Source organism: Asticcacaulis sp. P2_B1, assembly GCF_056404915.1.
The window spans coordinates 159,982-185,639 of record NZ_JBFUDD010000007.1 but is presented as its reverse complement, the minus strand read 5'-3'; the positions used below and the strand labels follow the sequence as shown (position 1 = coordinate 185,639).

The following is a 25,658-nucleotide window of genomic DNA, read 5'->3' as shown; positions in this document are numbered from 1 at the left end:
TACACCCATAAATTAGACTATTATAGCAACATATCGAATAAGAGGTCGGAGGGTGCGATGCCAGGTACATATGACGCCATTGTCAGGGTCGAGGCGATTTATCTGCGTATCCCACGCGCGCCGACGCCTCATATGGGCCGGATGCCGCCTGTCAACGATCGCGGCTATATTATCGACCCCGACAACGGAACCGTCTATCCGGCCGACGACCGCACGGTCATCGTCAAGATCACCCTCGAAAGCGGCAAGGTCGGCTGGGGCGAGACCTATGGCATCACCGCGGGCACAGTCATCGGCGAATTGGTCCGCGATCTCATCGAACCGCTTCTCCGCGGCCGGGATCCCCTTGATGTCCAGGTGATCTGGCAGGATCTGTATAATTTGATGCGCGTGCGCGGCTATATCGGCGGCTTCTGGCTGGATGCGCTGGCGGCGGTCGATATCGCCCTTTGGGATCTGTGCGGCAAAATATTGGGCCAGCCGGTCCACAAGCTGCTAGGTGGTCAGAGGCGCAAGATGATTCCGGCCTATATCACCAACATCGGCGGCACTACGAACGACGCCCGCCTTCATAACGTCCAGGCCTCTTACGACAAGGGCTTTCGCGCCTTCAAGGTCCACGCGGCCAGTTCTTACGACTACATCGCCTTGCTGCGCGATCTTCGCGGCGCCTTTCCCGATACCGCCTTGATGCTCGATCTGCACTGGGTCCACACCTCGGCCGAGGCCCTGGCGATCGTGCGCAAGGTCGAGGCGTTCGACCTGACCTTTGTCGAAGCGCCGTGCCGTTACGAAGACATCGACGGTTTGGCGCGGGTGGCCGCGGGTTCGTCCATTGCCGTCGCCGGAGGCGAGGAATGGCGAACGGTTTACGACGCCCATGCCCGGCTGAAGGTCGAAGCGCTCACGATTATTCAGCCCGAAATGGGCCGGTCGGGCATCACGCAGTTCATGCGCATGGCCAATCTGTCCGAAGTTTACCACGCGCGCGTCATGCCTCACGCCACGATCGGTTTCGGCATCTTCATGGCCGCCAGCCTGCAGGCCTCGGCGGCGATCGAGGACCTGCCCTGGCACGAATACCAGAACAATGTGTTGCCTCGTCACCTGCCCCTGTTCGAGACGCAGATGGCATGCGAGGCCGGCTTTTATACCGTGCCGGACGCGCCCGGTCTCGGCATCGAGCCCAGAGACGCCCTGTGGGAGCATGTCGTTGCCTGAGGCCATCGATGTCCTGTGCGATGTCGGCGAAGGACCGTATTGGGATGTCACCGCGCGCCAGTGGTCGTGGGTCGACAATGCCAGGAGTTTGATATTTCTGAAAAACGGCAAGGATATCCACACCATCGATCCTGACGTGAAGGTGGTCGCGGCGGTGCCGAAAGCTTCAGGCGGCTGGTTGTTGGCCGCCTATGACGGCCTTTACGATTTCGATGAAATCGCGCGACCGTGGGTGGGCTCAGGCTTAAGCGGCACACGTTATAACGACGGCAAGTGCGACGCCATGGGGCGGTTCTGGGTGGGCACGATGAGCCTGACCGGCGAAGCCGGACAAGGCGCGCTTTATCGTGTCGATGACGGCATAAGCCTGATAGCGTTTGGGTTCGACGTCTGCAACGGGCTGGGCTTCAGCCCCGACAGCAACTGGTTCTATCTGACCGACACCGGCCAGCGCGTGATCTATCGCTACCGCTTCGACCTGAAGGCCGGCACGATCAGCGACCGCGAAATATTCTCTCGCTTCCCGCCCGAGATGGGCAAGCCCGATGGTCTGGCGGTCGACGATCAAGGCGGCATTTGGTGCGCCATGTGGGACGGCGCGCAGCTGGTTCGGCTCACACCCAGCGGCATCGTGGCCGAGACCGTAGCGCTGCCGGTGCCTCGGCCGACCAGCCTGGCCTTCGGCGACGGCGAGCTCCTGGTGACCACGGCGCGCGCGGGCCTGACGACGGCGCAAATCGAGGCAGCGCCCCTGTCGGGACGGCCCTTGCTTTATTCGACCGACATCAAGGGGGCTCCCGCTCATCCCTTCGCGGGATAGATAGAAACACCGGCCTTGATCGTGGTCGAACGGGTCTCGCCAGGCGCCAGCTTCAAGGCCGTGCCGCGTCCGGCGGCGGCGCTCAGGGAGAGAAAATCGACGGCCGGTTCGACCGCGACAATGCGGCGCCCGCGGTAGTTGGGATAGCCGTCCCCGGCGTCCCACACCCGCCATAAACCCATGACCGGAAACAGCTCCTTCTCCCAATCCAGGTTGAATTCCAGGCCGAGCCTTGGATTGCGCACCCTGACCCGGCCTTCGGCAAAGCCTGTGATTTGCGTGAAATCGTCGACCGGCCCGGCCACGGTGATCTCGCCGCCGTCCGGCAGGACAATGACGCAGCCGTCTTCGAGAAAGGGCTCACCCAGGCACGGATGGTGCCCCCACAGCACATCGACAGCCTCGCCGCCGGTATTCCGAAGGGTTTCGTGGATAATCAGGGCATGGCCACCGGATTCGAGCGATACCCGCCGTTCGACCGTCACGGGCAATCGCCGCAACCGGACATCGAACGCGACCTCGATCCACTCGGGTCGGTCATCCGTCACCACCGCCCGCCAGGCCAGTTGCGACGCTTCGCCATGATGCCCGAAACTGGCGCCGTGGTGTTCGCAGGGCTCCGGTCCGTTCGGCAGCATCAAAAACCAGCCGCCGGCGAAGCGGTCGCGAAACGGTCCGCCCGTCGCCGCCATGTGCCGGTCATGGGGCGACCCCAATCCCCATGGCGATTGATACAGCAGTTCGATATCGCTCGGTTTGTGGATCAGTTCGACGATGTCGCATCCCTTGTCGGCACAGATCACGACACGCAGGAACTCATTTTCCAGCGACAGGCAGCGAAAGCCCTGCCAGACAAAGTCGCGTATCCGGCAACCGTGGTTGCGATGGGCGGCAGGGGGAAGGCTGGTGAGTTGCATATTCTTCCTTCGCGCTTGACGTTTCATTGCTAATATAGCTACGTATGCATTGCTTTTATAGATACAAAATGCGGAGCGTCATGACCACGGACATGTTTATTACCGGCGAATGGGGATCGGTCGCCATGCGCCTTCATCTGTGTGCCCGTACGGGTGACAGGATCGCCACCATCGATACGGTGCGGGGTGGCGGCGTGCGCGATTGTACGGATTTCGAAGCTGCCTTTTTCGCTGCTGCTGGACCGTGGTTTCAGACCCATGGCCCCTTGCCTGTCATTTTGGCCGGCATGATCGGATCGAATATCGGCTGGCGCGATTCCGGCTACGCCCCCTGCCCGGCCGGCACCGCCGAACTGACGGGCCAGCTCACCAGCTTTACCGTACGCGGCGTCACCATCAACCTGTCCCCCGGCCTGAAATGCAGGAATATGTTCGGTCTGCCCGATGTGGTGCGCGGCGAGGAGATGCAGGTGTTCGGCTGGTTGAATGCCTCGCCGTGCGAGGACGACGAAAGGCGCCTGGTTTGCCTGCCCGGCCGCCACGTCAAGTGGATGGTGACCCGAGGCCAGCAGATCGTCTCCTTCTTCACCGGCATGAACGGTGAGATGGAAGACATTCTGTTGGCGCACAGCCTGTTGGGACGTGGCGTCGTGCGCGAAGGCTTCAGTCAGCCGGACTTCGACGTCGGGCTGACGGCAGTGCGCGACGACACCACCTTGTCGCTCGGCCATGCCCTGTTCGCCACGCGCAGCCGGCTGGTGCTGGGTGATCACGATGCAGGCGGTGCGGCGTCCTTCCTGTCCGGACTACTGGTCGGCGCAGATATCCGCGACGCGCTGAACGCCTGCCGGTCGCGTGGTCTCCTGGAAAGCCCCGTCGTCGTCATGGGAGCGGGACAGGCAGCAACGCTTTATGCCGATGGCCTCGCCGCCTTTGGCCAGACGATGACCGCCATCAGCGACGATGCCCTGGCTATTCATGGCCTGGCAGCTCTGCTGGAACGCCAGACGGCTTTTCACGGCATGTAAAAGACCGACCTCAGGTCACCCGCGACGGGGGACTTGTCGGCGTTCGTCTCCATCAGAGGCGCCATATAGGCCCACCATCGCTGCACGACCGGATCAAATGGCAGGTCCTCCATACCGTGGTCATCTGTCCGCGTCAGAACGGCGAACAGGACCGACGTGTCCGGATCGAGAAAGATTGTGTAGTTGGATACGCCGGCGCGATGCAGCACGTCGACGAGTTCCGGCCAAATATCGTCGTGGCGCTGCTTATACGCCTCTTCCGCCCCCGGTTTCAGCTTCATTCGGAAGGCTATGGTTTCCATGGCGGCCGCCTAAGGAGATTGAGGGGCACAACGCCACCAAATGTCGCTTATAAAGCGATAATTTGCGAACAGGAGGTCGCAGGCTAAACCGCCCCCGCCTCCCATTCGCGACCCGGGCATCCTATTGCTGCGCGAACGACACCTTGTCGACTTCCAGCCACTGGCCCGCACTGGCCTGGGACGTAAAGGCGACCGTGGCGCTGCCGTTCGTGACATTGATATTGGCGATCGAAATTTGCATCCACGCCGATGTCGCGGGAATATTATAGATTCGTTCTGTGCCGCCATAGTTGAGGACACGCGCGGCCGCCTGGCTCTGGCCGCCCGAGCTTTTCACCCATGCGGTCAGCATATAAAGACCGTTCGGCAGGTAGGTCAGGTTCTGTTTTGTCGTGACAATATAGGCAACCGTGCCTGAGGGTTTCAAAGCATCCGTGCCGTCGTAAACATCGGTGGTTTCCAGGGCGCTTGAGCCCTTGTCATAGAACTCGATCCAGCCGCCCGGGACTGCCGCGGTCCGGTTGGGATTGTGGGCATCGAAGCTGGCATTGCCCAGCCTGTTCACGCCCGGGAGGGATTTGCGATAGTAGCGGAAATAGTCGAAGACGCTATAGCCGGGCAGAGACCCAGGTGACGCATTCGGCTTATAGGGCAGCGCCGAGAACCACAGGTTCATCGGGTTGAAGATATAGGCATTGGTGGTGTTGTTGATGGTGAACACCAGGGTACCGTTGATATAGTAGCGTGTCGCATCGGGTTCATAGTCATAGCCGTAAGTGTTGAAGGCCCCATAGTTGATGCCGCGCTGTGCGCCGCTCTTCGCGCCCTGCCGCACAGTGGTGGCGTTCGAGGATTGCGCCACCGTGCCCAAATCCATGCTGTCGGGCGAATCGTGTTCGAAGCCGTCGATTTCGTAGAGCTGGTTCACCTCCGGGAAAACACCGGCATTGATGTCCTGGGCGATCAGCGGGTCCGAACCGATCCCGGCATTGCCGGCGCGGATTCCCATGCTCCAAAAGGAGGTGTGCAAGCCAGGCGTGGCATTGAACAATTGCGCCGACGTCTCGTAATAGCCGTAACCGAAAAGGTGACGCGAGATCACGCCCCCGCCGGTGAAGTCCGACACACCGTCGCCCGTCACGTCTTCATATCCGTAGCGAATACGCAGGAAACCGCCGGATTGGGTGACGTTCTGCGAGCGGTTATAGCCCTGGGTATAGAGGCCGGTAATCCGGTAGTACCAATCATTCTGGTTGACCGCGGCCGCGGTAAATTCGTCGGAAAAGGCCAACTGATAACTGGCGTCGGGCGGCGCGGCACAGGCCGGCGCCGCGATGGCCAAGGCCAGGGCGGTAACAAGGTATTTCGCAATCCACTGAGACGTCATCATGGCAGATCCTCGCTGGGCTATGTGGGGAAATGCTGCCTGAAGGGACATGACAAGACGTCCGGGGACACGCACGGCGGTCGCCGTAGCCCCCTATCCTTCCAAACGGCATAGCGTTTCGGCTACCTGTATCGATTATTTGCAGACAATTTGTCGCTTTATTAGCAATAAATTGCCTCGACGATGTGACATTGTCAAGAGCCTTGTTATGTGTCGCTCCGACGCTTCGACAGACGGCGTCGCCTCAGGGCCGCACTTCAGGAAAAATTCCGGAACCGGATATTCAGCCCGGCCCTGCTACCGCGGCACCTGTCCGTAACCCAGCCTTTTCCACATCAACCTTACCCGTCGCATGGGCCTGTGGCCGACACAGGCATTTCGTCTTTGCTCAGAAACACTCTTGGGATAGGATAGCGCCCGTAAAGGGTGAAAAAATCGCCTCTTGAGGGCATTCACCGCCACCCCAAGCCGGGAGAGCCCAATGGCCAGCCATTTTATCTGGTACGAACTGATAACCTCCGATCTCGACGCGGCGATCGAATTTTACGGCGATGTCCTGGGCTGGACGGTCGAGCCCAGCCGCACGCCGGGGATGGACTACCGCAGGATCATCGCCGGTGCTCAGAACGTTGGTGGGATGATGGCCCTGCCGGATGGGGCCAAGGCCGGCGGCATGCCTCCCGCCTGGCTCGGCTATGTCGATGTTGCCGATGTCGATACCGAGATCAGCGCCTTCGAAGCGGCGGGCGGCCATGTGGCATGGCCGGCCAATGATATCGAAGGCGTCGGGCGCATGGCAATGGTCAGCGACCCGCAAGGCGCGCTTATCTATGTTATGACCCCCTCTGCAGGTGACGCCAGCACGGCGTTTCTGCCCGGCTCGCAAGGCCATTGCGGCTGGAACGAATATTACGCCAAGGACGCCGTGGCGGCCTTTGACTTCTATGCCGGTCGGCTAGGCTGGGAAAAATGCCGGTCGATGGATATGGGCCCCATGGGCGTCTATCAGACGTTCCAGGCGGACGGCGTTGAAACCGGCGGCATGATGGACAACCCGTTGCCGCAGCAGGCGTGGCTCTTCTACTTTATCACCGGCGACATCGATGCAGCGGTTGAGCGCCTCACCCAGGGCGGTGGCGCCGTTCAGATGGGGCCGATGGAGGTGCCGGGCGGGCAATGGGCCGTGGTCGCACGCGACCCTCAGGGCGCGATGTTTGGCCTGTTGGGAAACCGAGGCTAACCTGCGCGCAAGGCCCCCGTCACCCATTATGACCGGCAATTGTGTATACGACGGGCAAGGTACATCAGACTTAGCTGAATCGAGTCCGCATGACCTGAGAAACGATTTTAGGTATCGATACCAAAATATTTGCGTATTCAACGGCAATCATATTCGATCCATCATATTGATTTACAAGTATTTTAGAAAAATACGACAGATATTGCCTGGGAGAAAAACCGGCCATCTCGACAGGACCCGGCTTGCAGGAGGCGCGAATTTCATATATTCAGGGCGAAAATATATACTCAGACAATTAAAAGGGCCAGGAAACATGAAATCATTCTTGAAATATCGCAACCTCCTTGCGCTTCCATTGGCCTTTCCTTTAGCCTTTGCATGCGGCGGATCGGCCGTCGGCGCCAAGGCGCTGGATTCGGTCATTGTCTCGAGGCCGCAGGGCCCATGCGACATCTATGCCGCCGCCGGCGATCCGTGCGTTGCCGCCCACAGCACCACCCGCGCTCTCTATGCCGGATACAATGGCCCACTTTATCAGGTGCTGCGTCAGTCCGACGGCAAAACTCTGGATATCGGGGTCGTGACACCCAAGCAGGCTGGCGAGTCCGGCGGCTATGCCGATGCCGCGGCCCAGGACACGTTTTGCGCCGACACGGTCTGCTGGATTTCGACCGTTTACGACCAATCCGGCAAGGGCAACCATCTTATACAGGCGCCAAGGGGCAGCTTCAGCGGGGCGGCCATGGGCGGCTACAACAACCTGCCTCTCGCCGGTCAGGCGCCCATCTCGATCATGGGACACAAGGCCTATGGCGTGTTCATAACGCCCGGCAGCGGCCTGCGCCGCAACGATGCCAAGGGCACTGCCGTCGACGACCAGGCGGAAGGCCAATACTGGGTCATAGACGGCCAGCATTTCAATTCCGGCTGCTGTTTCGATTATGGCAATGCCGAGATCGACAGCCGCGACGACGGCAACGGCACCATGGAAACGACCTTCTTCGGCAATACGCCTTGGTGGTATCATGGCAATGCGCCCGGCCCGTGGATCATGACGGACCAGGAAAACAATCTTGTCGGCTGCGTCAATGCGGACAAGTCGAAGCTATGCGATACCCTGCCTATCATCACCTCGCGTTTTGTCACGGCCATGGCCAAGGGGGAACCTCACCATTGGACGACGCTGGGCGGCGACGCCCGGGCGGGAAAACTGTCCGTCATGTTCGATGGCCCACGCATCGACGCCACCTATGATCCCATGCGGAAGCAGGGCGCCATTCTCCTCGGCAATGGGGGCGACAACTCCAACGGCTCGCAAGGCACCTTTTACGAAGGCGTCATGACCACGGCGGGCACCTTCCCGTCCGACGCAACCGATCAGCTGGTCCAGGCCAATATCGTCGCGGCCAGATATGATGTGCCGCGGGTTGTCATCGCGCCGGCCTCGGCGACCGCCACCCCACCGGGCCTGCAGACCTTTACGCCGGGCACGACCCAAACCGTCGCCGTGGTCTTCACCAACACCTCGGCTAAGCCGGCGCGCTCGGTAACCCTCTCAGTGGCGGCGCCGAAAGGCTGGACCGCCATCGCCAGTGGATCGAAAACGGCCGCCAAAACTTTTGCCGCCCCCGTTCAGCCCGGTCAAAGCGTGACGGCTATGTTCGAGGTCACTGCAGCTATGACCGCCGACAATAGCGATATGATCGGCAAGGCCACCTGGCGTACAGGCGCACATGACCAACCTCGCTCCGAGACGGCAACACAAAAAATACGCAATGTCCCGCCGGTCAGGATCAATGAGTTCCGCGTCAGTGACGGCTACGGCGCGAACGCGACCAATACCTTCATCGAACTCTATAATGACAGCGCCACTCCTATGGACATATCGAACTGGACGCTGACTCTTCGCCCGACGCGGACAGCCGTATTTTCCGCGATACAGGTGCCGCCCAGGACAAGCCTGGCGCCGCACGCCTTCTATGTCTTCGGACTGTCGAACTCCGGCCTGGCCGTCTCCGCAAACCCCGGCGACGGTAAGGTCTATGTCCGCAGCGTCGACGGCATGAAGCCGGGCGACGATATCGTCGTCGGAACGGGACAGGACGCCGAAACGCGCAAAATCGCAGCCGTCGGCACCGCAGCCGGACCGGCGACGACCCTTTGGCAGCCCGTTATCGAACATCCTGTCATCACGGTTGCGGCCGGCGCCGACAATCTGCCGGTAACGAGCACGGATGGCATTTCAGCCGGCGACAAAATCGCTCTTGGCTTCGGCGCCACCTATCCTGTCGTCGGCCGCGGCACGGAAGACTACGAAATCGCCACCGTCAAATCGGTGGGTAAGGCCGCGACCGGAGCCTATCTGGCGACCGATGCCGTCGCCGGCGGTACCAATATCAAGGTCACATCCCTGTCCGGCACGGTCGGCGATACCTTCCGTCTCGATATCGACAGCGCCGGCCACGGCATCGAGACAGTAACCGTCAAAGCCATCGGTTCGGCGGCGAAAAAGACATGGGTGCGGGCAGACGTCAATCCCGGCGACAGCGCCGTCACAGTCAGCTCCCTTGTAGGTTGGCCGACGCAGGAACATCTTGCCTTTGCCGCCGGCGACACGCTCTACATCGGTACGCCCGCCAATCTTGAAACCGTGACCGTCACCGCCGTAGATAACAGCAGTGACAACACCGCGATTCTGCATGTCTCACCCGCCTTGAGCCGTGCTCATATTGCCGGTGAAGATCTTGTCGAACCCGGCACCGGTCTCGAACTTGAAGCGCCGCTCAAATTCAACCACGCGGCCAACCTCCCCTTCATCGTACGCGGAACCGGCATCACATTGGCGGCCGCCACAACCCACGCCCATTCCAGCAACGAACCCGTCATGCCGCTCGGCACGGGCATCACGCTCGATAAACCGCTCGGCCAAGCCCATGCGGTCAACTCCGTCGTCCAGGACCAAGCGGTGAAATCCGCCGGCTATGACGGCAGGCCGGACCAATGGTTCGGCGGCCCCGCCCTGCCCTTACTGGCCGCCAGCATGGTCCTGCGCGACGCCAAGGGGCTCATCGCCGACAGCCTCAACTTCGGCAGCCTTGTCGATCCCTGGGCGGCCGAAGGCTACCAGACCGTCTCCGGATTCGAAAAAGCCGGCTGCTTTACCCCGACGCCCGGTCTGCCCTTTAGCTGGGACCCGGCCAGCGCCGTGATGACCAATACCAGCACCGGCCGTTATCCCGACGGCCACGATACCGACAGCAATTGCCACGATTTCCTGACCCCGGCCGCTACACTTCTCGCCTCGAATGCCCCGGTGCAAGCCACCAACCTGAAAGTCGACAGCGTCGCCGGCTTCCGCGCCGGCCAAACCCTCTATGTCGATGCCGGCAACAAGCAGGAGACGGTCACCATCGCCCAGGTCGGCACCCCCGGCGCGACAGCCCTAACAACCCCATCTGAAAACGGCGCAACATCGCTCCAGGTCGCGAATGCAAAGCCTTTCTTACCGGGCGAGACCGTAACGATCCGCGACGCCAATGGAAGCGAGGAGATCACCATTACCTCCGTCGGCAACTGGAACAACCGCCTGACCCTGTCGGCGCCGCTCAAGCACGCCTATGCGACCGGCGCCGAGGTTTTTGGTTCCGGACTTACCCTGGCGACGCCGCTTGCGGCGTCGCATGCCACCGGGAGTCAAATTGCCACCGACCTGCCTACCCCAGGTGCGCCCAATGCTTATTCTGCATCCGGCGCAAACTAGCTACGTTCACGAAAAGCACCCCGGACAAGATTCGGGGGTCATCGCAAAAAAGTCACGCCGGGAGAACCGGCGTGACTGAGTTGGGGATCGGAACGCATGCGCGGAAGAGCGCTAACCGGGAAGAAGCTTAGAAGGCCGTGTTGAAACGAACGCCGTAGGTACGCGGTGCATCGAGGGTCGTATAACGGGCGTCGGCAGCATTGGTCGCCGGACAACGATCGTCTCACGGTCAATCTCCAAGCAAGATAAAAAAGCGGGGGCGGAGCCATAAAGCCCGCCCCCGCCTAAGACGTCGGCTAGACTGGTTACCAGTCGTAGCGCAGTTCGATGCCGTACATGCGTGGCGGTGCGGCCAGAGATGACGCGAAGCCGACACTGTACTGCAGGGCATAGTTGAACTGCAGGTACTTCTTATCGCCGAGATTATTGACGAAAATAGCCAGGTTGAGCGGCTTGCCGGCGATATCATTCAACTCGAACCGGGCATTCATGATGTCGTAGCCGGGGGTCAGGCCCAGGGTCAGCGCCGAGAACCATGGAGGCACAAAAACCGTCGGGGGTCAGGCCGGCATTATAGAGGCCGAGAAAGGTCGCATCGACGTCGTCGCCGGTCAGGCGTGCATCGGCCAGGGCGGCCCTGGCTGCTGCGTTGATGAGATCCTCCAACGACTGGCCTTCCAGCCGCCCAAACGGCGTGTGGCCCCAACCGACGATAACCGGCTTCACGAATGCACCTGTGTCGCCAGATAGGTCAGGGTGTTCAGCGGATTGGACATGTTCGCCTCCTTTAGCCAGGCTGAGATCGTCGCGTCATCTTGCCTGTGTTCGGGCCTAGTAACATGCAATAGCGCCGCGGCGTCACCCCCGCCGCCATGTCGCGATCATGTCATCGCATTTACGATATCGCAGATGCGAGATAGCTACCCTTCGCCCGCACGGATCGCGAAGCGCCTCTCATCCGCGCGAGGCACCGGCCTCCGTCTTCTGTTGTGTCCAGTCCGCGACGCCAAGCTGGGCGGGGATGGCGTAAAGCGCCTTGTTCAGAGCTTCGTTACGCGGCGATATACAGCCGAGGTCGTGACTGAGGACCGTCCGCGTACCGTCCGGCTTGGTCCAGATGATGCCGTAACTCGAATGATCGGTGCGCTGTTGCTCGCATTGGGTTTGCGCCGTTGTGCCGTCGGCCGGGCGATATTCCGCCAGAGCCGATGCCACGGCCCTATATGCCGCGGGCCCGGCTTCACGTTCCATCTTTCCCACGACTGCCGTGTGGCGTTCACCGACAAAGGTGACATGGCCCGACGGAGTCACTTCCAATGAATAGACCGGGCAAAAGCCGAAACACGGGCCGACGGAATAGGCGATGGTCTCCTTGGCCGGGGACGGTGCCGTACTATCGTCAAGGGTCGAGCAGCTCGCCAGGAGCATGGCGCCTGCCATAAGGGCCCCAACTCGGTTGAGGATATGCGTCATTTTCATCTTCGTCTCCATTCCAGTCGTCAATGATCATGACTTGGGTAGTATGAACCTGGCGTGAAGTTGAACGGTGACAAATCAATTCTGTAATTCATAAGGCGCCTGTTCGACCGGCATCCCGATGACGGGTTGAGTTCCGAGAAGGTTATAATCCAAGACGCCTTGACTTTAACAAATTACACGTTACCGATACGCAAATCATAAGTGAATATAAAATTTACATGTGAATAATTGGGGCACTAAGAAACGCGGCCGACTCCCGCAAAGAGTAAGGCAAGCGCGGCACGTCTATCGCTGAGTTTTCCCGAATGCACCCAGATATTTCATGCCTTGCGAAGGAACGCGTACCTGTGTTGAAGAAAATCCTGATGGCTACGATCGCCGTGACGGCCGTTGCCGCAACCAGCCATGCGGTGGCGCGCGACGAAGCTCAGGACACAACTGTTGTTGTGCGGGGGGTAAAGCGCGCCAAGCCGACGGACGCGCCGCCGCCGCTCGAACTTTATGCCAAGCCTCCGGTTATGGAGCAGATCGCCTTGTCGCCGGACGGGTCGCGCATCGCTTTCATGACCCGCGTCGACGACATGCGTATCCTGGCCGGCTATCGTTTCTCCGACCACCAGCGCGTCTATTACAAGGTCGTCGGCGGCAATGTCAGCGCCATCAGTTGGGCGGACGAAGAGCATGTCCTGATTTCGGATTCCCGGCTGGCGGCCCGCGGAACGTGTGAAGGCGGCGTCGGCACTGTCGGTCACCAGAAGCCGAACGCGCGGAATCTGGCGAGCCCAACGCCCGAAAAGCCCGGTGCAACCGAGGACACGGCTTTCCAGGCCCAGTCGTTGATGAACGCAATCCAGCCGCCTCGCTGCGCCTATTTCGGTGTCCGCGGCGAGAACGCGCTCACTTCGGTCAACATGGTGACCGGAAAAGGCGCCCCCGTCGGCGCGCATATCGGTGACGCGCCGAGCCAGGCCCTGGGCTTTCCTTCGCGCATCATGGCCGGCGGCACGCCGGGACTGGTCGGGCCGTTCCTCGAAATGCGCGATGCGCCGTCTGGAAACCAGCCGGCGCAACGCGTGTTTTTGTGGAAGGTCGATGCGGAAACCGGACATGGCAAGCTCATCGAGGACGGTGGCGGCGATATTGAACGTGAAAGCCGCTATGTCGACGATTGGCTGTTCGACCGCGACGGAACGATCATCGCGCGCGCTCTTTACGACTTCCGCGCCGAAACCTACCGTATCGAAATGCAGGTCAACGGCAAGTGGAAACCGGTCCTGAGCCGCGAGATCGTCCGTCCGGACAACACCTTTGCGCCGTCCCTCATCGGGCTGGCCGGCGACGGCAAGTCGATCGTGGTCCTGGATAGTGACACGCACGGCAAGGATGCCAAGGACGCCCTGCGCCATTTCCATTATTATGGCCTGGGTAGCGATGGCGTCTTCTCCGGTCCGCTCGAAAAGGGCGATGCGGGGCAGGCCCGCCCGATCTTCGATCCGGCTTCCGGTCGGCTGGCCGGGTTCGCCACCCAGGCGGAAGGCGCAAGCTACGATATTCAAGCACCAGGCCTTCGCGAGCTCTATGACAGGGCGCTCGCCGCCGCGCCCGGGAAAACCGCCGAGGTTTTGTCGGTCACCGAAGATGCCAAGAAGGTCCTGATCCACGTCAACGGCGATGAGGATACCGGCTCCTATTACCTGCTCGATTTTGCGACCGGTCAAAGCACGATCGTCGGCGAGGATTTCCCGCAGATACCGACGGACTGGATCGCCGCACAAGACATTTTCACCTATTCGGCAAAAGACGGAACAAGCCTCAACAGCCTTCTCACCTTGCCACCGCAGCCGACGAACAAGAACCTGCCGCTGGTTGTCTTGCCGCATGACGGCCCCGAAGGCCAGGACAGTCTGGGCTTCAACTGGCTGGCTCAAGCCCTGGCCTCGCGCGGCTATCTAGTGCTGCAGCCGAATTATCGCGGTTCGGACGGACGTGGCGCCGACTTCGTCGCCGCGGGCTATGGCCAATGGGATGGCAAGATCCGGTCCGATATCGCGGACGGCGTTAATGCCCTGGTGCAGCAAGGCCTGGCCGATCCGAAGCGCGTTTGCATGGTCGGGATCGGCTTTGGCGGGTACGCCGCATTAAAAGCGGCGGAGACCGGTGAAGTTCGCTGTGCTGTGTCGCTGGACGGGATTGCCGATGCCGGACGCTATCTCGCCTGGCGAAAGACGTTCGCGTCGATGCCAGATCCCGACGCGTTCGCCAGCCTGTCGCCTTCGCCCATTTGGCCCAGGACCTTCCGTAACGATCCGACAAGTTTGCGCAGCCTGTCCCAGTTCATCGGCGCCAGCTCGCCGGCTGTTTCCGCTTCGGCGATGGCTGCGCCGGTTCTGCTGATCCATCAGGACGCGGACRGCCTAGTGCCGGTTTCGCAAAGCCGCGATTTACGCGATCAGTTGCTAAAGGCCGGGAAACATGTCGAGTATCTGGAGCTGAAGGGCCATGATCATACGCCCGATACCGAGGCGGCGCGGCTGCAGATATTGCAAGCCGTGACGGCGTTTCTTGCTGTCAACAATCCGGCGACGAATTAGAGCTGACCGCTGGTGTTAAGCCACCACCGGCCGCAGCCGGGCCGATGTGGCGGCGATCGTGAGCCGGGCGGGAACGAGACTGGGACCGTCGCCATCCCGGACCGCTTCGACGACGATGTCGCCGGACTGTTTGCCGGCCTGGACAATGACCTGGGCCAAACCATTGAACAAGGAGCGGCGGGGCGCCTTGTCGCTTTCCAGGCAGTTGGGATCGCCATTGCCGACACCAATCAATACGCCGGCGCCGGACACCTTGAAGGCCAGTTTGGTGTTCGCCGTCGGCACGGGCCGGCCCTTGGCGTCAAGCACCTCGGCCGTCAGCATGACGACGTCTTCGCCGTCAGCATGGATGGCTTTGCGGTCGGCGGTTAGCCGGATGGCCGCGGGCGCACCCGTGGTTTCATGCCGCTCGGTCAGGACGCGTTTACCGTTCTTGAAACCGCGCGCCTCGATGGCGCCCGGAGCATAGACGGCCTTCCATTCCAGGTGACCCAGGTGCGGAACCTTTTGGCGACCGAGGCTCTTGCCGTTGACCAGAAGCTCGACCTCGTCGAGATTGGAATAGACCCAGACCGGGATTTCCTTTGCTTCCTTACCAGCCCAATTCCAGTGCGGAAAGAGGTGAAGCGATGGCTGCTGCGTCCACCACGCCTTGTAATAGAAATAGTAGTCTTTCGGAAAACCGCACATGTCGACAATGCCGAAATTCGAGTTGATGGACGGCCAGCCAAATGGCGATGGCTCCCCACGATAATCGAAGCCGGTCCAGGCATAACCACCCGCCGCCCATTCGCGGTTGGCGTAGAATGTCCACCAGTTTTCCGGTGATTTCTTCCAAGGCACGTCGCCGTCATAACTGCTGACCACATTACGGCCCCAGTCAGTGCTATATTCACCGCGGGTGGATACGTCGCTGGCGTCCTCTGATGCCAGAACTGGACGCGAAGGGTGCCGCTTTCGGAAATCGTCGGGAAATTCCCGGTGATAATTGAATCCAACGACATCAACCGCCTCGGAGACACCTTTTTCGTTGTCCGCATTAACAGCGGCCGTGACCGGCCGTGTCGGATCTAATTCATGACATAGCGCCACCATGGTGCGGGCGATCTTGGCCCCCTGTTCGGCCATCTCCCCTTGCAAGGCATTTTCTTCATTGCCAATCGACCAGATGATCACCGAAGGCGAATTGCGGTAGCGTTTAATCATTGTCTCCATCTGCGCCAGTCCCTCAGGGCTGGAACTCAGTTGACGTGTCTCGCACATCATCGTCACGCCCATACGGTCGCAGGCGGCGACCAACTCCGGCGTCGGCATGTTATGGCTGGAGCGTATGGCGTTGCAGCCCATGCCGCGCATGACGTCGACGCGGAACACCTGAAGCCGGTCCGGCATGGCGGCTCCGACGCCGGCATGGTCCTGGTGGTTGCAAACACCCTGGATTTCCAGGTGCCGGCCATTCAGGAAAAAGCCCTTGTCGGGCTCGAAGACGGCGCTGCGCACGCCGAAATCGACGCGCTCGCCATCGCATACCTGGCCGTCACATTCGACGGTTACGGTCGCCGTATAGAGGTTAGGCGTGTCGACCGACCAGAGCTTCGGTCCGGTCAGCCGTGCGGTGGCGCCGAACGCTGCCGAGCCGCCGGCAGCCATATCCTGTGGGCTTGCTTCCGCCGTTGCCACGACGACGCCCGCGGTATCGGTAATGGTCCATCCTACCCGTACAGCTCGCGCAGCGGTATCCAGGTTGTGCACGATGGTGGACAGATCGAGCGACGCGGTATCGCCGTCCAGGGTGGAGCGTACCACACTGTCCCAACGGCCGAGATGGACCGCGTCGGTCTTCAGTAGCCAGAGATGGCGGTAGATCCCGGCCCCCTCATAGAACCAGCCGTCGCCGAAACTGGCGTCGACGCGCACGGTGATGCAATTCTTGCCACCATAGACCAGGAAGTCGGTAAGATCGAAGCGGAAGGGCGTGTAGCCACTGTCGCTGCGCCCGATAAAACAGCCGTTGACGAAGACCAGCACGTCGCGCATGGCGCCGTCGAATTCCACCCAGATACGGCGGCCTTGATCGCTTTCGGGAAGGTCGAATTCGCGGCGATACCAGCCGACGCTGGTTTCCGGATAGCGGCGGCCGAGAGGTTTGTAGCCGTGCGAGCGCAACTGGCTGTCGCCCTTGCCGGCGTCGTCATGTACGAACGGCAGTTCCACGGCCCAGTCATGCGGCAAGTCGAGCGAACGCCAATGGGAGTCGTCATAGCCGGGCTTGGCGAACTCCAGTATGCCCTGTTTGGAGAAATCGGCCTGCCCGAAACCGAAGTTCAGATCCTTGGCCGGATCCGTGCCGTGGCCGAGGGTAAACTTCCAGCCGAAATCGAACAAAAGTTGCTCCCGCGGGGCGACGGCGGTTTGGCCGGCGGCCAGACCGAACGCCTCGCTTTCCGGAGCCATTGCCCGCGTCCAGGCGGCGCCAGCCAAAGCCGCACTTCCCATGAGAGCAAGCCCCGCGGCGAGGACGTCTCTGCGCGCAAGACCTGGAGGGATCGGAGTCATGGCTATCTCTCTAAATGAACTTCGATAGAAGGCGGATATAGGCCACTTGATATCCGTTGGACACTTCCGAGATAGGCCATGAATTCAACGGCCAGCCATCATTGAAATCCTTGTAGGACTTCTGTCCCGGCTGGGCATAGGGCGGCGACGGGCGTGTTGCTCCACACTGCGAGCTGATGCTGGGGCAGCGCGAATCCCAGTCCCATTGGCCCTGGTTGGGGCCGCCAGGTATGAAACCGGGAGGCGGGCCATAGGTCGAGGTCGCCACGCTGTCCCACTTGGCCGAGCCGTCGGAGAACCAGGTATGAAAGATCTGATTGACCGAATTTTCGGCGCCAAGGCTCGCCATATTGGTCAGATAGCATTTCGCCAGCGGATTCACGCCGTGCAGGTAATGGATGTAATGCGACGCGGCATTGAGACTGTCATCCATGCTGTGATCGGAGCCGAGGTTGTAGGTATTCATGGCCGCGAACAGCAGTCCGAAATTGCTTTTTACGGAATTGCTGCCCCAGATATAATCATAAATGAAGGCCAAGTACGGGTCGGCCTTGCCGGTGACCTTGCCCCAAACATACTGCGAATTCGTGCCGTTGATATAGTTGGTACGGATGGAGTCGGCAACGGATGACGTCGCCCCGGGAAGGCTGGCATAATAGAGCAAGGCATCCTGCGTCCCGCTTTCATAGGCCGAAACGTAGTTGCCATAGCGGATCAGGTTGGCCTGGCCATAGTTGGCATCGACGAAATCGCGATAGGTTGTGTTCCCCGTCAGGTCGAAGAGGAAAATCGCCGCAATCAGCTTGCTGATCAGGCGGCCGCGGTCGTCCGTTTCCTGCTGTCCGGCGCCAAGCCCCTGGGAGCCGTTCGCGGCGTCATTGTTCTGGAATATGACGCTGGGATTGGCGTCGGCCCAGGCCCAGGCTCGCTCGGCCCGCGTGCGGAGACCGGCGGCATAGGTCGCAAGCGCCGGAATACTGCCCAGGACCTTGGCGCCGAAGGCGAAGGCACCGGCGGTGCTCAGCGTGGCCGAGGTGTTGGCCGGGCCGTAATAGCTCGGCCCCGTGGCGGCCGACGGAGGGCTGGCGCCGGAAAGACCTACGATGGACAGCACCGAGCCGTTTGCCTCCTGCATCCTGGACAACCAATCAAGCCCCCACTTGGCCTCGTCGACGATGTCGGGGATGCCGTTGCCGGATTCGGGAATATTATAATCGTCGCCCCATATGGTCGGCCGTTCGGCATAACAGAACAATAGGGACGTGACATAGCCTGCTGCCCAACTGGTATATTTGTTCATGTCACCTGCGTCATACCAGCCGCCGGAGACGTCGCGTTCGGTCGTCGCGTCGGTCGGCGCGCTGTAAAGGCGGGCATTCCTGTCCTGACCCGGACCGACGTTTGAGGCTCCGTCTGCCCAACCGGCGCCGGCATTGGCGGCGGTCTTTTCCTGGCCGGCGCGCTGATAATAGAAGAAGCGCACCGCCGCACGTAAGACAGGGGCGTAAACATCGGCGGCAATGCGGAAAGTGTAGGACTTCACATTGCGCTGGGTATCGCGGATGAAATAGTCGCCTGCCGCCGTGACGCTGCTGAAGTCGAAATGCCAGGCTTGTCGCCGGAGGAGGCGTCGGTTGCGCCGGCGTTCCAGGCGACCGGTGCGGCCGAATAGACCACGGCATTGGTTGTCGCGTTGACGACATCGTAGGTGATGCCGGGTGTGAAGGAATCGGCCGCATCGAAGCTGACAATCGGGGTACCATCCGGCGCCGAACCCAGGTTATCGCCCTGAGGGTCGCGAATGACGGCGATCTTGGTCCGGTTCGGCAGGTAGCCGAACTGATCGACGACGATCGGAATACCCAGGGTCATGGTCGACGGCATGGTCGAAGCGGAAGACGAAGACGAGGAAGACGAGGAGGATCCACCGCCCCCGCCACCATTACTGCTACCGCCACCCCCGCCGCCGCAGCCGAGAAGGCTCAAAGGCATCAGGCTTATTCCGCCGGCCAGGAGCAGTTTGCGACGATTGCTGTCGAAGGTTACGCTTTTCATATGGTCTTCCCTGTGTGGCCGCATGGCGTTCTCCGCGGGCTTACGAAGGAAGCATACTGCTTCCTGTCGTGTGCCCGTGTCGGGTCGCATTTGGCATTTGCGTCATATTATCGCATAATTTAATTTTGCATATAAATTTTTATTTTGCATGCGAAAATGAATGCGGGATCTAAAGCTATCACCAAAAACAGGAACAAATCTCTCATACGAGTCTAGCCTGTCCCTAAGTCGTTTGCATTTTATAAAATTTGATTTTACATATAAATTACACATCCAAACCGTTCTCCCCGCTGGTCGCCGGCTATCAATTGAAATCAATCATTCGGATTTGAAATGCGGCCCCTGTCATCAATTCTATCCGGCCGCATGTCCGATGTTCTGGCCAAACATCTCATCGTCGAAATTCTCAATAGCGTTTACGAGCCCGGGGACAGGCTACCGCGCGAAGCCGATGCAGCGGCGCAATATTCCATTTCCCGTTCGGTATACCGGGAAGCGTTGCGCGTCGTCGCCGCCAAGGGCCTGATTGAGAGCCATCCCAAGACGGGAACGCGCGTCAATGACCGCAGCCAATGGCACGTGCTCGACCCAGACCTGTTGCACTGTATGTCCGACAGCATGGCCTCGCCCGCTTTTTTGCGAGACCTCATCGAATTTCGCATGGCGGTCGCGCCGGCGGCTGCCAGTCTTGCGGCTCAGCGGCGCACGGACGACGACGCAAAAGCCATGCGCGCAGCCCTCGACATTCTCTCGGAAAAGACGCGGGCCACGGAAGCCGGTCGCCGGGCCGAAGCCAGCTTCCATGGCACCCTCTTTCTGGCGACAAGAAACGAGCTCCTGGCCACCCTTTCCGGTTCAATCGAAATCTCGGTCCGATTGCAGGCGAAATTTGGTGCATTATATGGCGGTCGACAGACGGACACACCCGTGATCCTCCATCAAATCCTGGAAGCGATCGTCATCCGGGATCCAAACAAAGCCCGTTGGTACATGGAGTTTGAACTGCGCGAGACACATGACCGCATGCTGCATTGGCTTCAGGCAGAAGCGCCTGCCGGCCGCAAATTCGCGAGATACGGTGGGTAATCGAGGGGCATCGGCGCCGCATAGAGCCTGACGCTAACCCAACGGCCTTGACGCTGAGCCGGCGAGGATAACAGTGGTAAATCTATTTTATATTTGATATTTAATTTTACATATACGGGCTAGATGCCCAACAAACAGCTCAGCGGTTCTGCTCGAGCGAACAGGTTGAGATACAGATATGAAAAAAGTCATGTGGAAATACATTCTTTCTGCCGCGTTCGCGGCGACAGTCGCCCTTCCATGTTTTGCGGAAGCGACGGGAAAGCGTGATTTCAACTGGACGTCCAGCCCGCCGTTGGTGATTCCACCGCAGGCCGGACCGCAAAAATATTATGGCGTCAAAGACCCGTCGATCGTCTATGCTGGCGGGAAGTACCATGTTTTCATGACGACAGCCGGCGAGAATGGCTGGGGGCTGGCCTATACGAGCTTCAGCGACTGGTCCGAAGCCCCTTCCGCGTCCGTGGTTCCACTCGATAAGTCACCGATGGGGCCTGGTTATCGCGCGGCGCCCCAGGTGTTCTATTTTGCCCCGCAGAAGCTTTGGTATCTCATCTACCAGGGGGGAGATCCGATGTACTCGACCAGCACGAACATCGCCGATCCCCAGTCCTGGACGGCCCCGAAACCTTTTTTCAACGTCGTTCCGGATGTGGTCAAGCAGCCTAACGGAGACCCGGCCTGGCTGGATTTTTGGGTCATCTGCAATGACAAGACCTGCTATCTCTTCTTTACCAATGACGGCGGGAAATTTTTCCGCGCAGAGACGGCCATAGACCAGTTCCCGGCAGGATTTCATGACACGACGGTCGCCATGCAAGGCGCGACCCGGGACGATCTGTTCGAAGCCAGCAATACCTATAAGGTGGCCAGCACGGATAGCTTCATCACCCTGGTCGAGGCGATCGGCCCGAAGGGGAGATATTTCCGCGTCTGGAAGAGCGATCGCCTGGACGGTGAATGGACCGCGTTGGGCCACGGCCGGATGAATGTCTTCGCCGGATCGGACAATGTCCGCTTCGAGGGAAAGCCGTGGTCGGAAGGCGTATCGCACGGTGAAATGGTCCGCGCCGGCATCGACCAGACCCTGACCATCGATCCCTGCAAGCCACTCCAGTTCCTGTATCAAGGCCTCGATCCTGATGGGAAGGTCGACGACTATATCAAGCTGCCTTACCGGCTGGGCGTCATCACAGCGACAGGCGCAAATCCGGTCAGCGATATGTGTGCCAAATAGACGTCCCGAAATAGAAACAATAAAGGGAGACCGGGCTATGAAACTCTGGACCATGTCCGCACTCTTATGGAGCCTGCTGGCTGCACCCGCCCTCGCCTTTCAGGCCGTCCCGTCCCCGGTAGCCGTGACCGCCGGCGCCGGGCAGGTCACGGTCGAACATATCAAGGTTCATAGCGTCGCTTTGGAAGGCAACCTCGAAAAGGAGTCTCCCGACCGGGACGTCGTGGTCTACCTGCCGCCGGATTACGCCGCCAATACGAACAAACAATATCCCGTCGTCTATATCCTGCATGGATATGGCCTGACCGCCCAATCCTTCGAAGGCTTGCTCGGGTCGCCGCGCACCGTTGACGCAGCCTTCGCCAACGGCGTTCCGGGCATGATCATCGTTCTGCCCGACACCCAGACCCTGCATAACGGCTCGATGTATTCCAGTTCGGTGACGACCGGCGACTGGGAAGGTTTCCTCACTCGCGATCTGGTCGCCTATATTGACTCTCACTATCGTACCCTGTCCGATCGCCGCAGCCGCGGCCTGGCCGGACACTCGATGGGTGGATACGGAACAGCGCGCCTCGGCATGAAATATCCGGATGTCTATGGCGCCATCTATATCATGAGCCCATGTTGCCTATCGGCCCGCGACGCCCCGCCTCCGGCCGCGATGACCGCTTTAGCCACCGTCAAGACCCCCGAGGAAGCGACAAAACTCGACTTCCTCGGCCGGGCCACCTTCGCCGTCGCGACTGCCTGGTCGCCCAACCCGGAAAAGCCGCCGTTTTATGCCGACCTGCCGACTGGAAACGCGGCCGATGACAAGTCGGTGGTTGCGCGGTGGGCGGCCAATGCGCCGCTGGCCATGGTGGACCAATATGTCTTCAATCTGAAACGGTACAAGGCCATTGCCATGGACGTCGGCGACCAGGATGGGTTACGGCTCGATGCCGACGAATTGCATCGACGCATGACCGCCTTTGGTATTCAAAACAGTTTCGAGATTTACCACGGCGATCATGGCAATGCCGTGGCCGACCGGATCGAGAACCATGTCTTGCCGTTCTTCGGCCGGGTCTTGTCATTCGAACCCTAAAATGGGGTTACGCTACGACCCGTGGCGCAAGCGCGGCGAACTGAAATTGGAGATACAGATGCGTGAATTTTTTCGTTTAGTACTCTTACCCATATTTCTCTCTGCCTTATCCGTCGCCGTCCCCGCATCGGCATCCGCCGAAGGCGTAGACTGTCCGGCCGCCACCCGCCCCTATTCGGTCGATACGGTTTTGTTCGACATTTATCTGAACCCCGAAACCCGGGCACTCGTTGAACAGGAATCGCCGGATTTCTTTCGCAAGCTGCCGCCCTGGTTTGCCCGCACCGAGCCTCCCACCTTCATGGCGATCAGTACGCTGCGTCAGGCCAATGGTGGCGTCGCGCGGGACGTCGCTATTTCCCCGGAGGGTCTGGCGCGACTCGAGCCCAAGCTCGCCGCAGTCGTTGTGACCAAAGAGGCCAGCCTCGCCCGATGTGCGCGATACGACGAAACGCCGCCGGCCCTGCCCACAGACGTCAAGCAGCCCGCGATTCTCGTCTTCAGCAAGATCACCGGATTTCGCGACGGGCCGTCGGTTGACGCGGCGACGGCGGCCTTGACGGCCATGGCCAAGCGCGAGGGCTGGACCATCGTCTTTTCCGAAAACGGCGCCATCTTCAACGCAGCGGATCTGAAGCTTTTCAAGGCGGTGGTGTGGAACAATGTCAGCGGCGACGTGCTGACGAACACGCAGCGTGGCGCTCTCAAAGACTATGTTGAAAATGGCGGCGGGTTCGCCGCCTTTCATGGTTCCGGCGGCGACCCTCACTATGATTGGGATTGGTATGTTGACACGCTTATCGGCGCGCGCTTCATCGGACATACAGGTAACCCGCAGTTTCAACAGGCAAAAGTCGTCATCGACGATCCGCAAAGCGCGATCGTCAAGGGGCTGGTCGACTGGAACATGACGGAGGAATGGTATTCGTTCAAGGCCAGTCCCCGGCTGACGGGCGCCCATGTCCTGGCTAGGCTGGATGAAAGCACATACAATCTCGTTGAAGGGGAGCGGAACATCAGCATGGGCGACCACCCCATCGCGTGGACAAAGTGCGTCGGCTCGGGCCGTTCCTTTTATTCGGCTATCGGGCACAGGCCGGAAAATTATTCGGAGCCCAGCAGCATTCGGTTGCTGGAACAAGGTATTGTGTGGGCCGCCGGCATGGGCGAAACTCAATGCGTGGATGGTCACGAAGTCGGGAAGTGATTGCGACCGGCTTGGCCGCTCCCACCTAAAAAACGATATCAGCCCCTCACCGGTGATGAGGGGCTGAAAGCTTTCAGAATGTAGCCGATATTCGCCTTACGGCTTGGCCGACAGTTTGACCAGTACGATATCATTGCTGTGCATGGGCAGGTTGATGGCTGCCGTGCCGTTGGCGCCGACCGAGACCGTGCGTTCGGTTTCGGGCCGGTCGGTCGTCAGGTTTTGCAATTGGGTCAGCTGCGCGGGGGTAAGGTCCTTGGGCGCGCCCATGGCGATATAGGCGCTATAGGCATCATTGACCTTGTAACCCGTGCGGAAGACGGAAACCGTGTAACTGCCGGATTTCAAGCCGGTGATCTTGACCTTGGCGGGCGCGGACGGCTTGTTGGGAACCTGCTTGCTGAAGAAGGTCCCGTTGCTGGTGCCTTTCTGGTCCGGCAACTGGAAGTCCCAGACCACAGCCGACACCGATGAACCGTCATAGGCCGCCCATACCTGTTGATCGCCCGCCGGGATCTCATTCCCTTTCAGCGCGTTGAGATACTTGTAGGCAAACCACGACGACTTGCGAATGCCGTCTTTGGTCATCAGACCGAAACCGCCTTCGAAAGCCTTCCCTGGAGGACCGGGTTCCTCGAACAGGTCGGAATAGACCCAGTAGCTCATGCCCTGGGCGATGCCCTGCGTACCCTTGAGCTTGCTGAGGATGTAGGGCGCGGCGATGTAGGAGTCGTGGCTTAGGTCGCGAGGATTGTAGCTGGTGCTCCATTCGCTGAAGATCAGCGGAATGCCGGGCAGATGCGACGCCTCGATTTCGCCGCGGACTTTTTTGACGTCGCCGATAATGGCATCCGGGCTTTTCGACAGTTGCAAGTCCATCTTGCCTTCTTCGTCGAGATAGCCGTAGTCGACGCCGTAGGTATGGGTCGTAATGAAGTCGACGGGCGTATTGGTCGCCTTGGCGTTGGCCAGGAACTCCGGCACCCAGGCGGCGCCGGCGGTGGAAGGGCCACCGACCCGCAGTTGCGGGTCGACCGCCTTCAGCGTACGCGCGGTCACGCCGTACAAGGCGAAATAGGCCTCCTTGTCGCCATATTGAAAGAAGCCGCTGAGATTGGGCTCGTTCCATACCTCGAAATACCACGACCTCACCTCATCGATACCGTAACGGTCAATTAGGTGGCGGGAAAAGGCGTCGATGACTTCCTTCCACAAGCCGAGACGCGGCTGGGACGTGTTGCCCTTCCAATAGAAGATCGTCTGATCGGAGGTCTTGATTGCGTCCGGGGTGAAGCCCAGTTCGACGAAAGGCTTGATGCCCGATTTCAGCATGTGATCATAGAGATAGTCGATCTTGGTCCAGTCATAGACCAGCTTGTCATCGACCATTTTCACCGTGCCGAAATCGTCGGCGAAAATGTCGTGAAAGCGCATATAGCGGAAGCCGAGTTCATCGGCCGTCGTTTTCATCTGCGCCAGATTGGCGTCGCGGATGGTCGTGCCCGGGAAGTCCGCGCCGACCGACAGATCGAAAAATCGGTCGACAGGTTTATCGGCCTTGCGGACGTCAAGATCGATCTGACGGGCCGGCGTGTTCTCGGCGAAGACGGAGGGCGCCGACAAGGCCAGGCCCAGGGCAATGAGGGATACGACTTTGCGTCGGTCAATCTGGGTTTTCATAT

General features: G+C 60.1%; 20 protein-coding genes. 10 read left to right on the top strand and 10 right to left on the bottom strand.

Annotation, left to right across the window (positions count from 1 at the left end; translation table 11 throughout):
• Positions 1 to 57 precede the first annotated feature (57 nt).
• Positions 58 to 1,221, top strand: a complete 1,164-nt coding sequence (locus AC1DX3_RS16330) for a mandelate racemase/muconate lactonizing enzyme family protein (protein WP_476990377.1) — start codon at positions 58 to 60, stop codon at positions 1,219 to 1,221.
• The gene (locus tag AC1DX3_RS16325) at positions 1,208 to 2,041 is read left to right on the top strand and encodes an SMP-30/gluconolactonase/LRE family protein (protein WP_476990376.1); all 834 of its coding nucleotides are present in this window, start codon (positions 1,208 to 1,210) and stop codon (positions 2,039 to 2,041) included. The genes AC1DX3_RS16330 and AC1DX3_RS16325 overlap by 14 nt, the downstream gene beginning before the upstream one ends.
• Here AC1DX3_RS16325 and AC1DX3_RS16320 read toward each other — a convergent pair.
• Positions 2,023 to 2,958: a DUF4432 family protein gene (locus AC1DX3_RS16320; protein WP_476990375.1), complete on the bottom strand. Its 936-nt coding sequence runs from the start codon at positions 2,956 to 2,958 to the stop codon at positions 2,023 to 2,025. The genes AC1DX3_RS16325 and AC1DX3_RS16320 overlap by 19 nt on opposite strands.
• An 80-nt stretch (positions 2,959 to 3,038) precedes the next feature.
• Between AC1DX3_RS16320 and AC1DX3_RS16315 the strand changes: the two genes are divergently transcribed.
• Positions 3,039 to 3,986 (top strand): 2-dehydro-3-deoxygalactonokinase, encoded by a 948-nt coding sequence (locus AC1DX3_RS16315; RefSeq protein ID WP_476990374.1) that lies wholly within the window; start codon positions 3,039 to 3,041, stop codon positions 3,984 to 3,986.
• Here the strand turns inward: AC1DX3_RS16315 and rhaM are convergent.
• On the bottom strand, positions 3,974 to 4,288 hold the full coding sequence (gene rhaM, locus AC1DX3_RS16310) for an L-rhamnose mutarotase (RefSeq protein ID WP_476990373.1): 315 nt from the start codon (positions 4,286 to 4,288) through the stop codon (positions 3,974 to 3,976). The two genes, AC1DX3_RS16315 and rhaM, sit on opposite strands and share 13 nt — an antisense overlap.
• 121 nt (positions 4,289 to 4,409) lie before the next feature.
• Positions 4,410 to 5,678: a glycoside hydrolase family 16 protein gene (locus AC1DX3_RS16305; RefSeq protein ID WP_476990372.1), complete on the bottom strand. Its 1,269-nt coding sequence runs from the start codon at positions 5,676 to 5,678 to the stop codon at positions 4,410 to 4,412.
• 478 nt (positions 5,679 to 6,156) lie between these two features.
• On the opposite strand from AC1DX3_RS16305, the gene AC1DX3_RS16300 reads away from it, so the two are divergent.
• Together AC1DX3_RS16300 and AC1DX3_RS16295 are read left to right on the top strand one after the other, a co-directional pair.
• Positions 6,157 to 6,915, top strand: a complete 759-nt coding sequence (locus tag AC1DX3_RS16300; RefSeq protein ID WP_476990371.1) for a VOC family protein — start codon at positions 6,157 to 6,159, stop codon at positions 6,913 to 6,915.
• 313 nt (positions 6,916 to 7,228) lie between these two features.
• Positions 7,229 to 10,675, top strand: a complete 3,447-nt coding sequence (locus AC1DX3_RS16295) for an arabinofuranosidase catalytic domain-containing protein (protein ID WP_476990370.1) — start codon at positions 7,229 to 7,231, stop codon at positions 10,673 to 10,675.
• Positions 10,676 to 10,980: 305 nt separating this feature from the next.
• On the opposite strand, the gene AC1DX3_RS16290 is transcribed toward AC1DX3_RS16295, so the two are convergent.
• The 3 genes from AC1DX3_RS16290 to AC1DX3_RS16280 all read right to left on the bottom strand — a co-directional run bounded on the left by AC1DX3_RS16290 (position 10,981) and on the right by AC1DX3_RS16280 (position 12,154).
• A complete protein-coding gene (locus AC1DX3_RS16290; RefSeq protein WP_476990369.1) occupies positions 10,981 to 11,166 on the bottom strand; it encodes a hypothetical protein in 186 nt (61 codons plus the stop codon).
• Entirely contained in the window at positions 11,141 to 11,401 is a 261-nt protein-coding gene (locus AC1DX3_RS16285; RefSeq protein ID WP_476990368.1) for a hypothetical protein, read from the bottom strand. Before AC1DX3_RS16285 ends, AC1DX3_RS16290 begins: the two co-directional genes overlap by 26 nt.
• A 228-nt stretch (positions 11,402 to 11,629) precedes the next feature.
• Entirely contained in the window at positions 11,630 to 12,154 is a 525-nt protein-coding gene (locus AC1DX3_RS16280; protein WP_476990367.1) for a DUF6438 domain-containing protein, read from the bottom strand.
• Positions 12,155 to 12,519: 365 nt separating this feature from the next.
• Between AC1DX3_RS16280 and AC1DX3_RS16275 the strand changes: the two genes are divergently transcribed.
• The gene (locus tag AC1DX3_RS16275; RefSeq protein WP_476990366.1) at positions 12,520 to 14,745 is read left to right on the top strand and encodes an alpha/beta hydrolase family protein; all 2,226 of its coding nucleotides are present in this window, start codon (positions 12,520 to 12,522) and stop codon (positions 14,743 to 14,745) included.
• A gap of 15 nt (positions 14,746 to 14,760) precedes the next feature.
• Here AC1DX3_RS16275 and galA read toward each other — a convergent pair whose 3' ends face one another.
• From galA to AC1DX3_RS16260, 3 genes are read right to left on the bottom strand one after another with little or no spacing between them, the layout of a single operon-like run.
• Entirely contained in the window at positions 14,761 to 17,301 is a 2,541-nt protein-coding gene (gene galA / locus AC1DX3_RS16270) for a beta-galactosidase GalA (RefSeq protein WP_476990365.1), read from the bottom strand.
• Positions 17,302 to 17,311: 10 nt separating this feature from the next.
• Positions 17,312 to 18,844 (bottom strand): glycoside hydrolase family 9 protein, encoded by a 1,533-nt coding sequence (locus AC1DX3_RS16265; protein WP_476990364.1) that lies wholly within the window; start codon positions 18,842 to 18,844, stop codon positions 17,312 to 17,314.
• Positions 18,841 to 19,356, bottom strand: a complete 516-nt coding sequence (locus AC1DX3_RS16260; RefSeq protein WP_476990363.1) for a cellulase N-terminal Ig-like domain-containing protein — start codon at positions 19,354 to 19,356, stop codon at positions 18,841 to 18,843. Before AC1DX3_RS16260 ends, AC1DX3_RS16265 begins: the two co-directional genes overlap by 4 nt.
• 366 nt (positions 19,357 to 19,722) lie before the next feature.
• Between AC1DX3_RS16260 and AC1DX3_RS16255 the strand changes: the two genes are divergently transcribed.
• From AC1DX3_RS16255 to AC1DX3_RS16240, 4 genes are all read left to right on the top strand, one after another.
• A complete protein-coding gene (locus tag AC1DX3_RS16255) occupies positions 19,723 to 20,442 on the top strand; it encodes a FadR/GntR family transcriptional regulator (protein ID WP_476990362.1) in 720 nt (239 codons plus the stop codon).
• Between the two features lie 190 nt (positions 20,443 to 20,632).
• A complete protein-coding gene (locus AC1DX3_RS16250) occupies positions 20,633 to 21,679 on the top strand; it encodes a glycoside hydrolase family 62 protein (protein WP_476990361.1) in 1,047 nt (348 codons plus the stop codon).
• A gap of 37 nt (positions 21,680 to 21,716) precedes the next feature.
• On the top strand, positions 21,717 to 22,769 hold the full coding sequence (locus AC1DX3_RS16245; protein ID WP_476990360.1) for an alpha/beta hydrolase: 1,053 nt from the start codon (positions 21,717 to 21,719) through the stop codon (positions 22,767 to 22,769).
• A gap of 1 nt (position 22,770) precedes the next feature.
• Complete coding sequence (locus AC1DX3_RS16240) at positions 22,771 to 23,976, top strand: ThuA domain-containing protein (protein ID WP_476990359.1); 1,206 nt, start codon at positions 22,771 to 22,773, stop codon at positions 23,974 to 23,976.
• A gap of 96 nt (positions 23,977 to 24,072) precedes the next feature.
• On the opposite strand, the gene AC1DX3_RS16235 is transcribed toward AC1DX3_RS16240, so the two are convergent.
• Entirely contained in the window at positions 24,073 to 25,656 is a 1,584-nt protein-coding gene (locus AC1DX3_RS16235) for a GH39 family glycosyl hydrolase (RefSeq protein WP_476990358.1), read from the bottom strand.
• Positions 25,657 to 25,658 lie beyond the last annotated feature (2 nt).

Coding starts and splice junctions, on each gene's coding strand:
- AC1DX3_RS16330 (WP_476990377.1), top strand. CDS start 58: ATGCCAGGTACATATGACGCCATTGTCAGGGTCGAGGCGATTTATCTG.
- AC1DX3_RS16325 (WP_476990376.1), top strand. CDS start 1,208: ATGTCGTTGCCTGAGGCCATCGATGTCCTGTGCGATGTCGGCGAAGGA.
- AC1DX3_RS16320 (WP_476990375.1), bottom strand. CDS start 2,958: ATGCAACTCACCAGCCTTCCCCCTGCCGCCCATCGCAACCACGGTTGC.
- AC1DX3_RS16315 (WP_476990374.1), top strand. CDS start 3,039: ATGACCACGGACATGTTTATTACCGGCGAATGGGGATCGGTCGCCATG.
- rhaM (WP_476990373.1), bottom strand. CDS start 4,288: ATGGAAACCATAGCCTTCCGAATGAAGCTGAAACCGGGGGCGGAAGAG.
- AC1DX3_RS16305 (WP_476990372.1), bottom strand. CDS start 5,678: ATGATGACGTCTCAGTGGATTGCGAAATACCTTGTTACCGCCCTGGCC.
- AC1DX3_RS16300 (WP_476990371.1), top strand. CDS start 6,157: ATGGCCAGCCATTTTATCTGGTACGAACTGATAACCTCCGATCTCGAC.
- AC1DX3_RS16295 (WP_476990370.1), top strand. CDS start 7,229: ATGAAATCATTCTTGAAATATCGCAACCTCCTTGCGCTTCCATTGGCC.
- AC1DX3_RS16290 (WP_476990369.1), bottom strand. CDS start 11,166: ATGAATGCCCGGTTCGAGTTGAATGATATCGCCGGCAAGCCGCTCAAC.
- AC1DX3_RS16280 (WP_476990367.1), bottom strand. CDS start 12,154: ATGAAAATGACGCATATCCTCAACCGAGTTGGGGCCCTTATGGCAGGC.
- galA (WP_476990365.1), bottom strand. CDS start 17,301: ATGACTCCGATCCCTCCAGGTCTTGCGCGCAGAGACGTCCTCGCCGCG.
- AC1DX3_RS16260 (WP_476990363.1), bottom strand. CDS start 19,356: ATGAAAAGCGTAACCTTCGACAGCAATCGTCGCAAACTGCTCCTGGCC.
- AC1DX3_RS16255 (WP_476990362.1), top strand. CDS start 19,723: ATGTCCGATGTTCTGGCCAAACATCTCATCGTCGAAATTCTCAATAGC.
- AC1DX3_RS16250 (WP_476990361.1), top strand. CDS start 20,633: ATGTGGAAATACATTCTTTCTGCCGCGTTCGCGGCGACAGTCGCCCTT.
- AC1DX3_RS16245 (WP_476990360.1), top strand. CDS start 21,717: ATGAAACTCTGGACCATGTCCGCACTCTTATGGAGCCTGCTGGCTGCA.
- AC1DX3_RS16240 (WP_476990359.1), top strand. CDS start 22,771: ATGGGGTTACGCTACGACCCGTGGCGCAAGCGCGGCGAACTGAAATTG.
- AC1DX3_RS16235 (WP_476990358.1), bottom strand. CDS start 25,656: ATGAAAACCCAGATTGACCGACGCAAAGTCGTATCCCTCATTGCCCTG.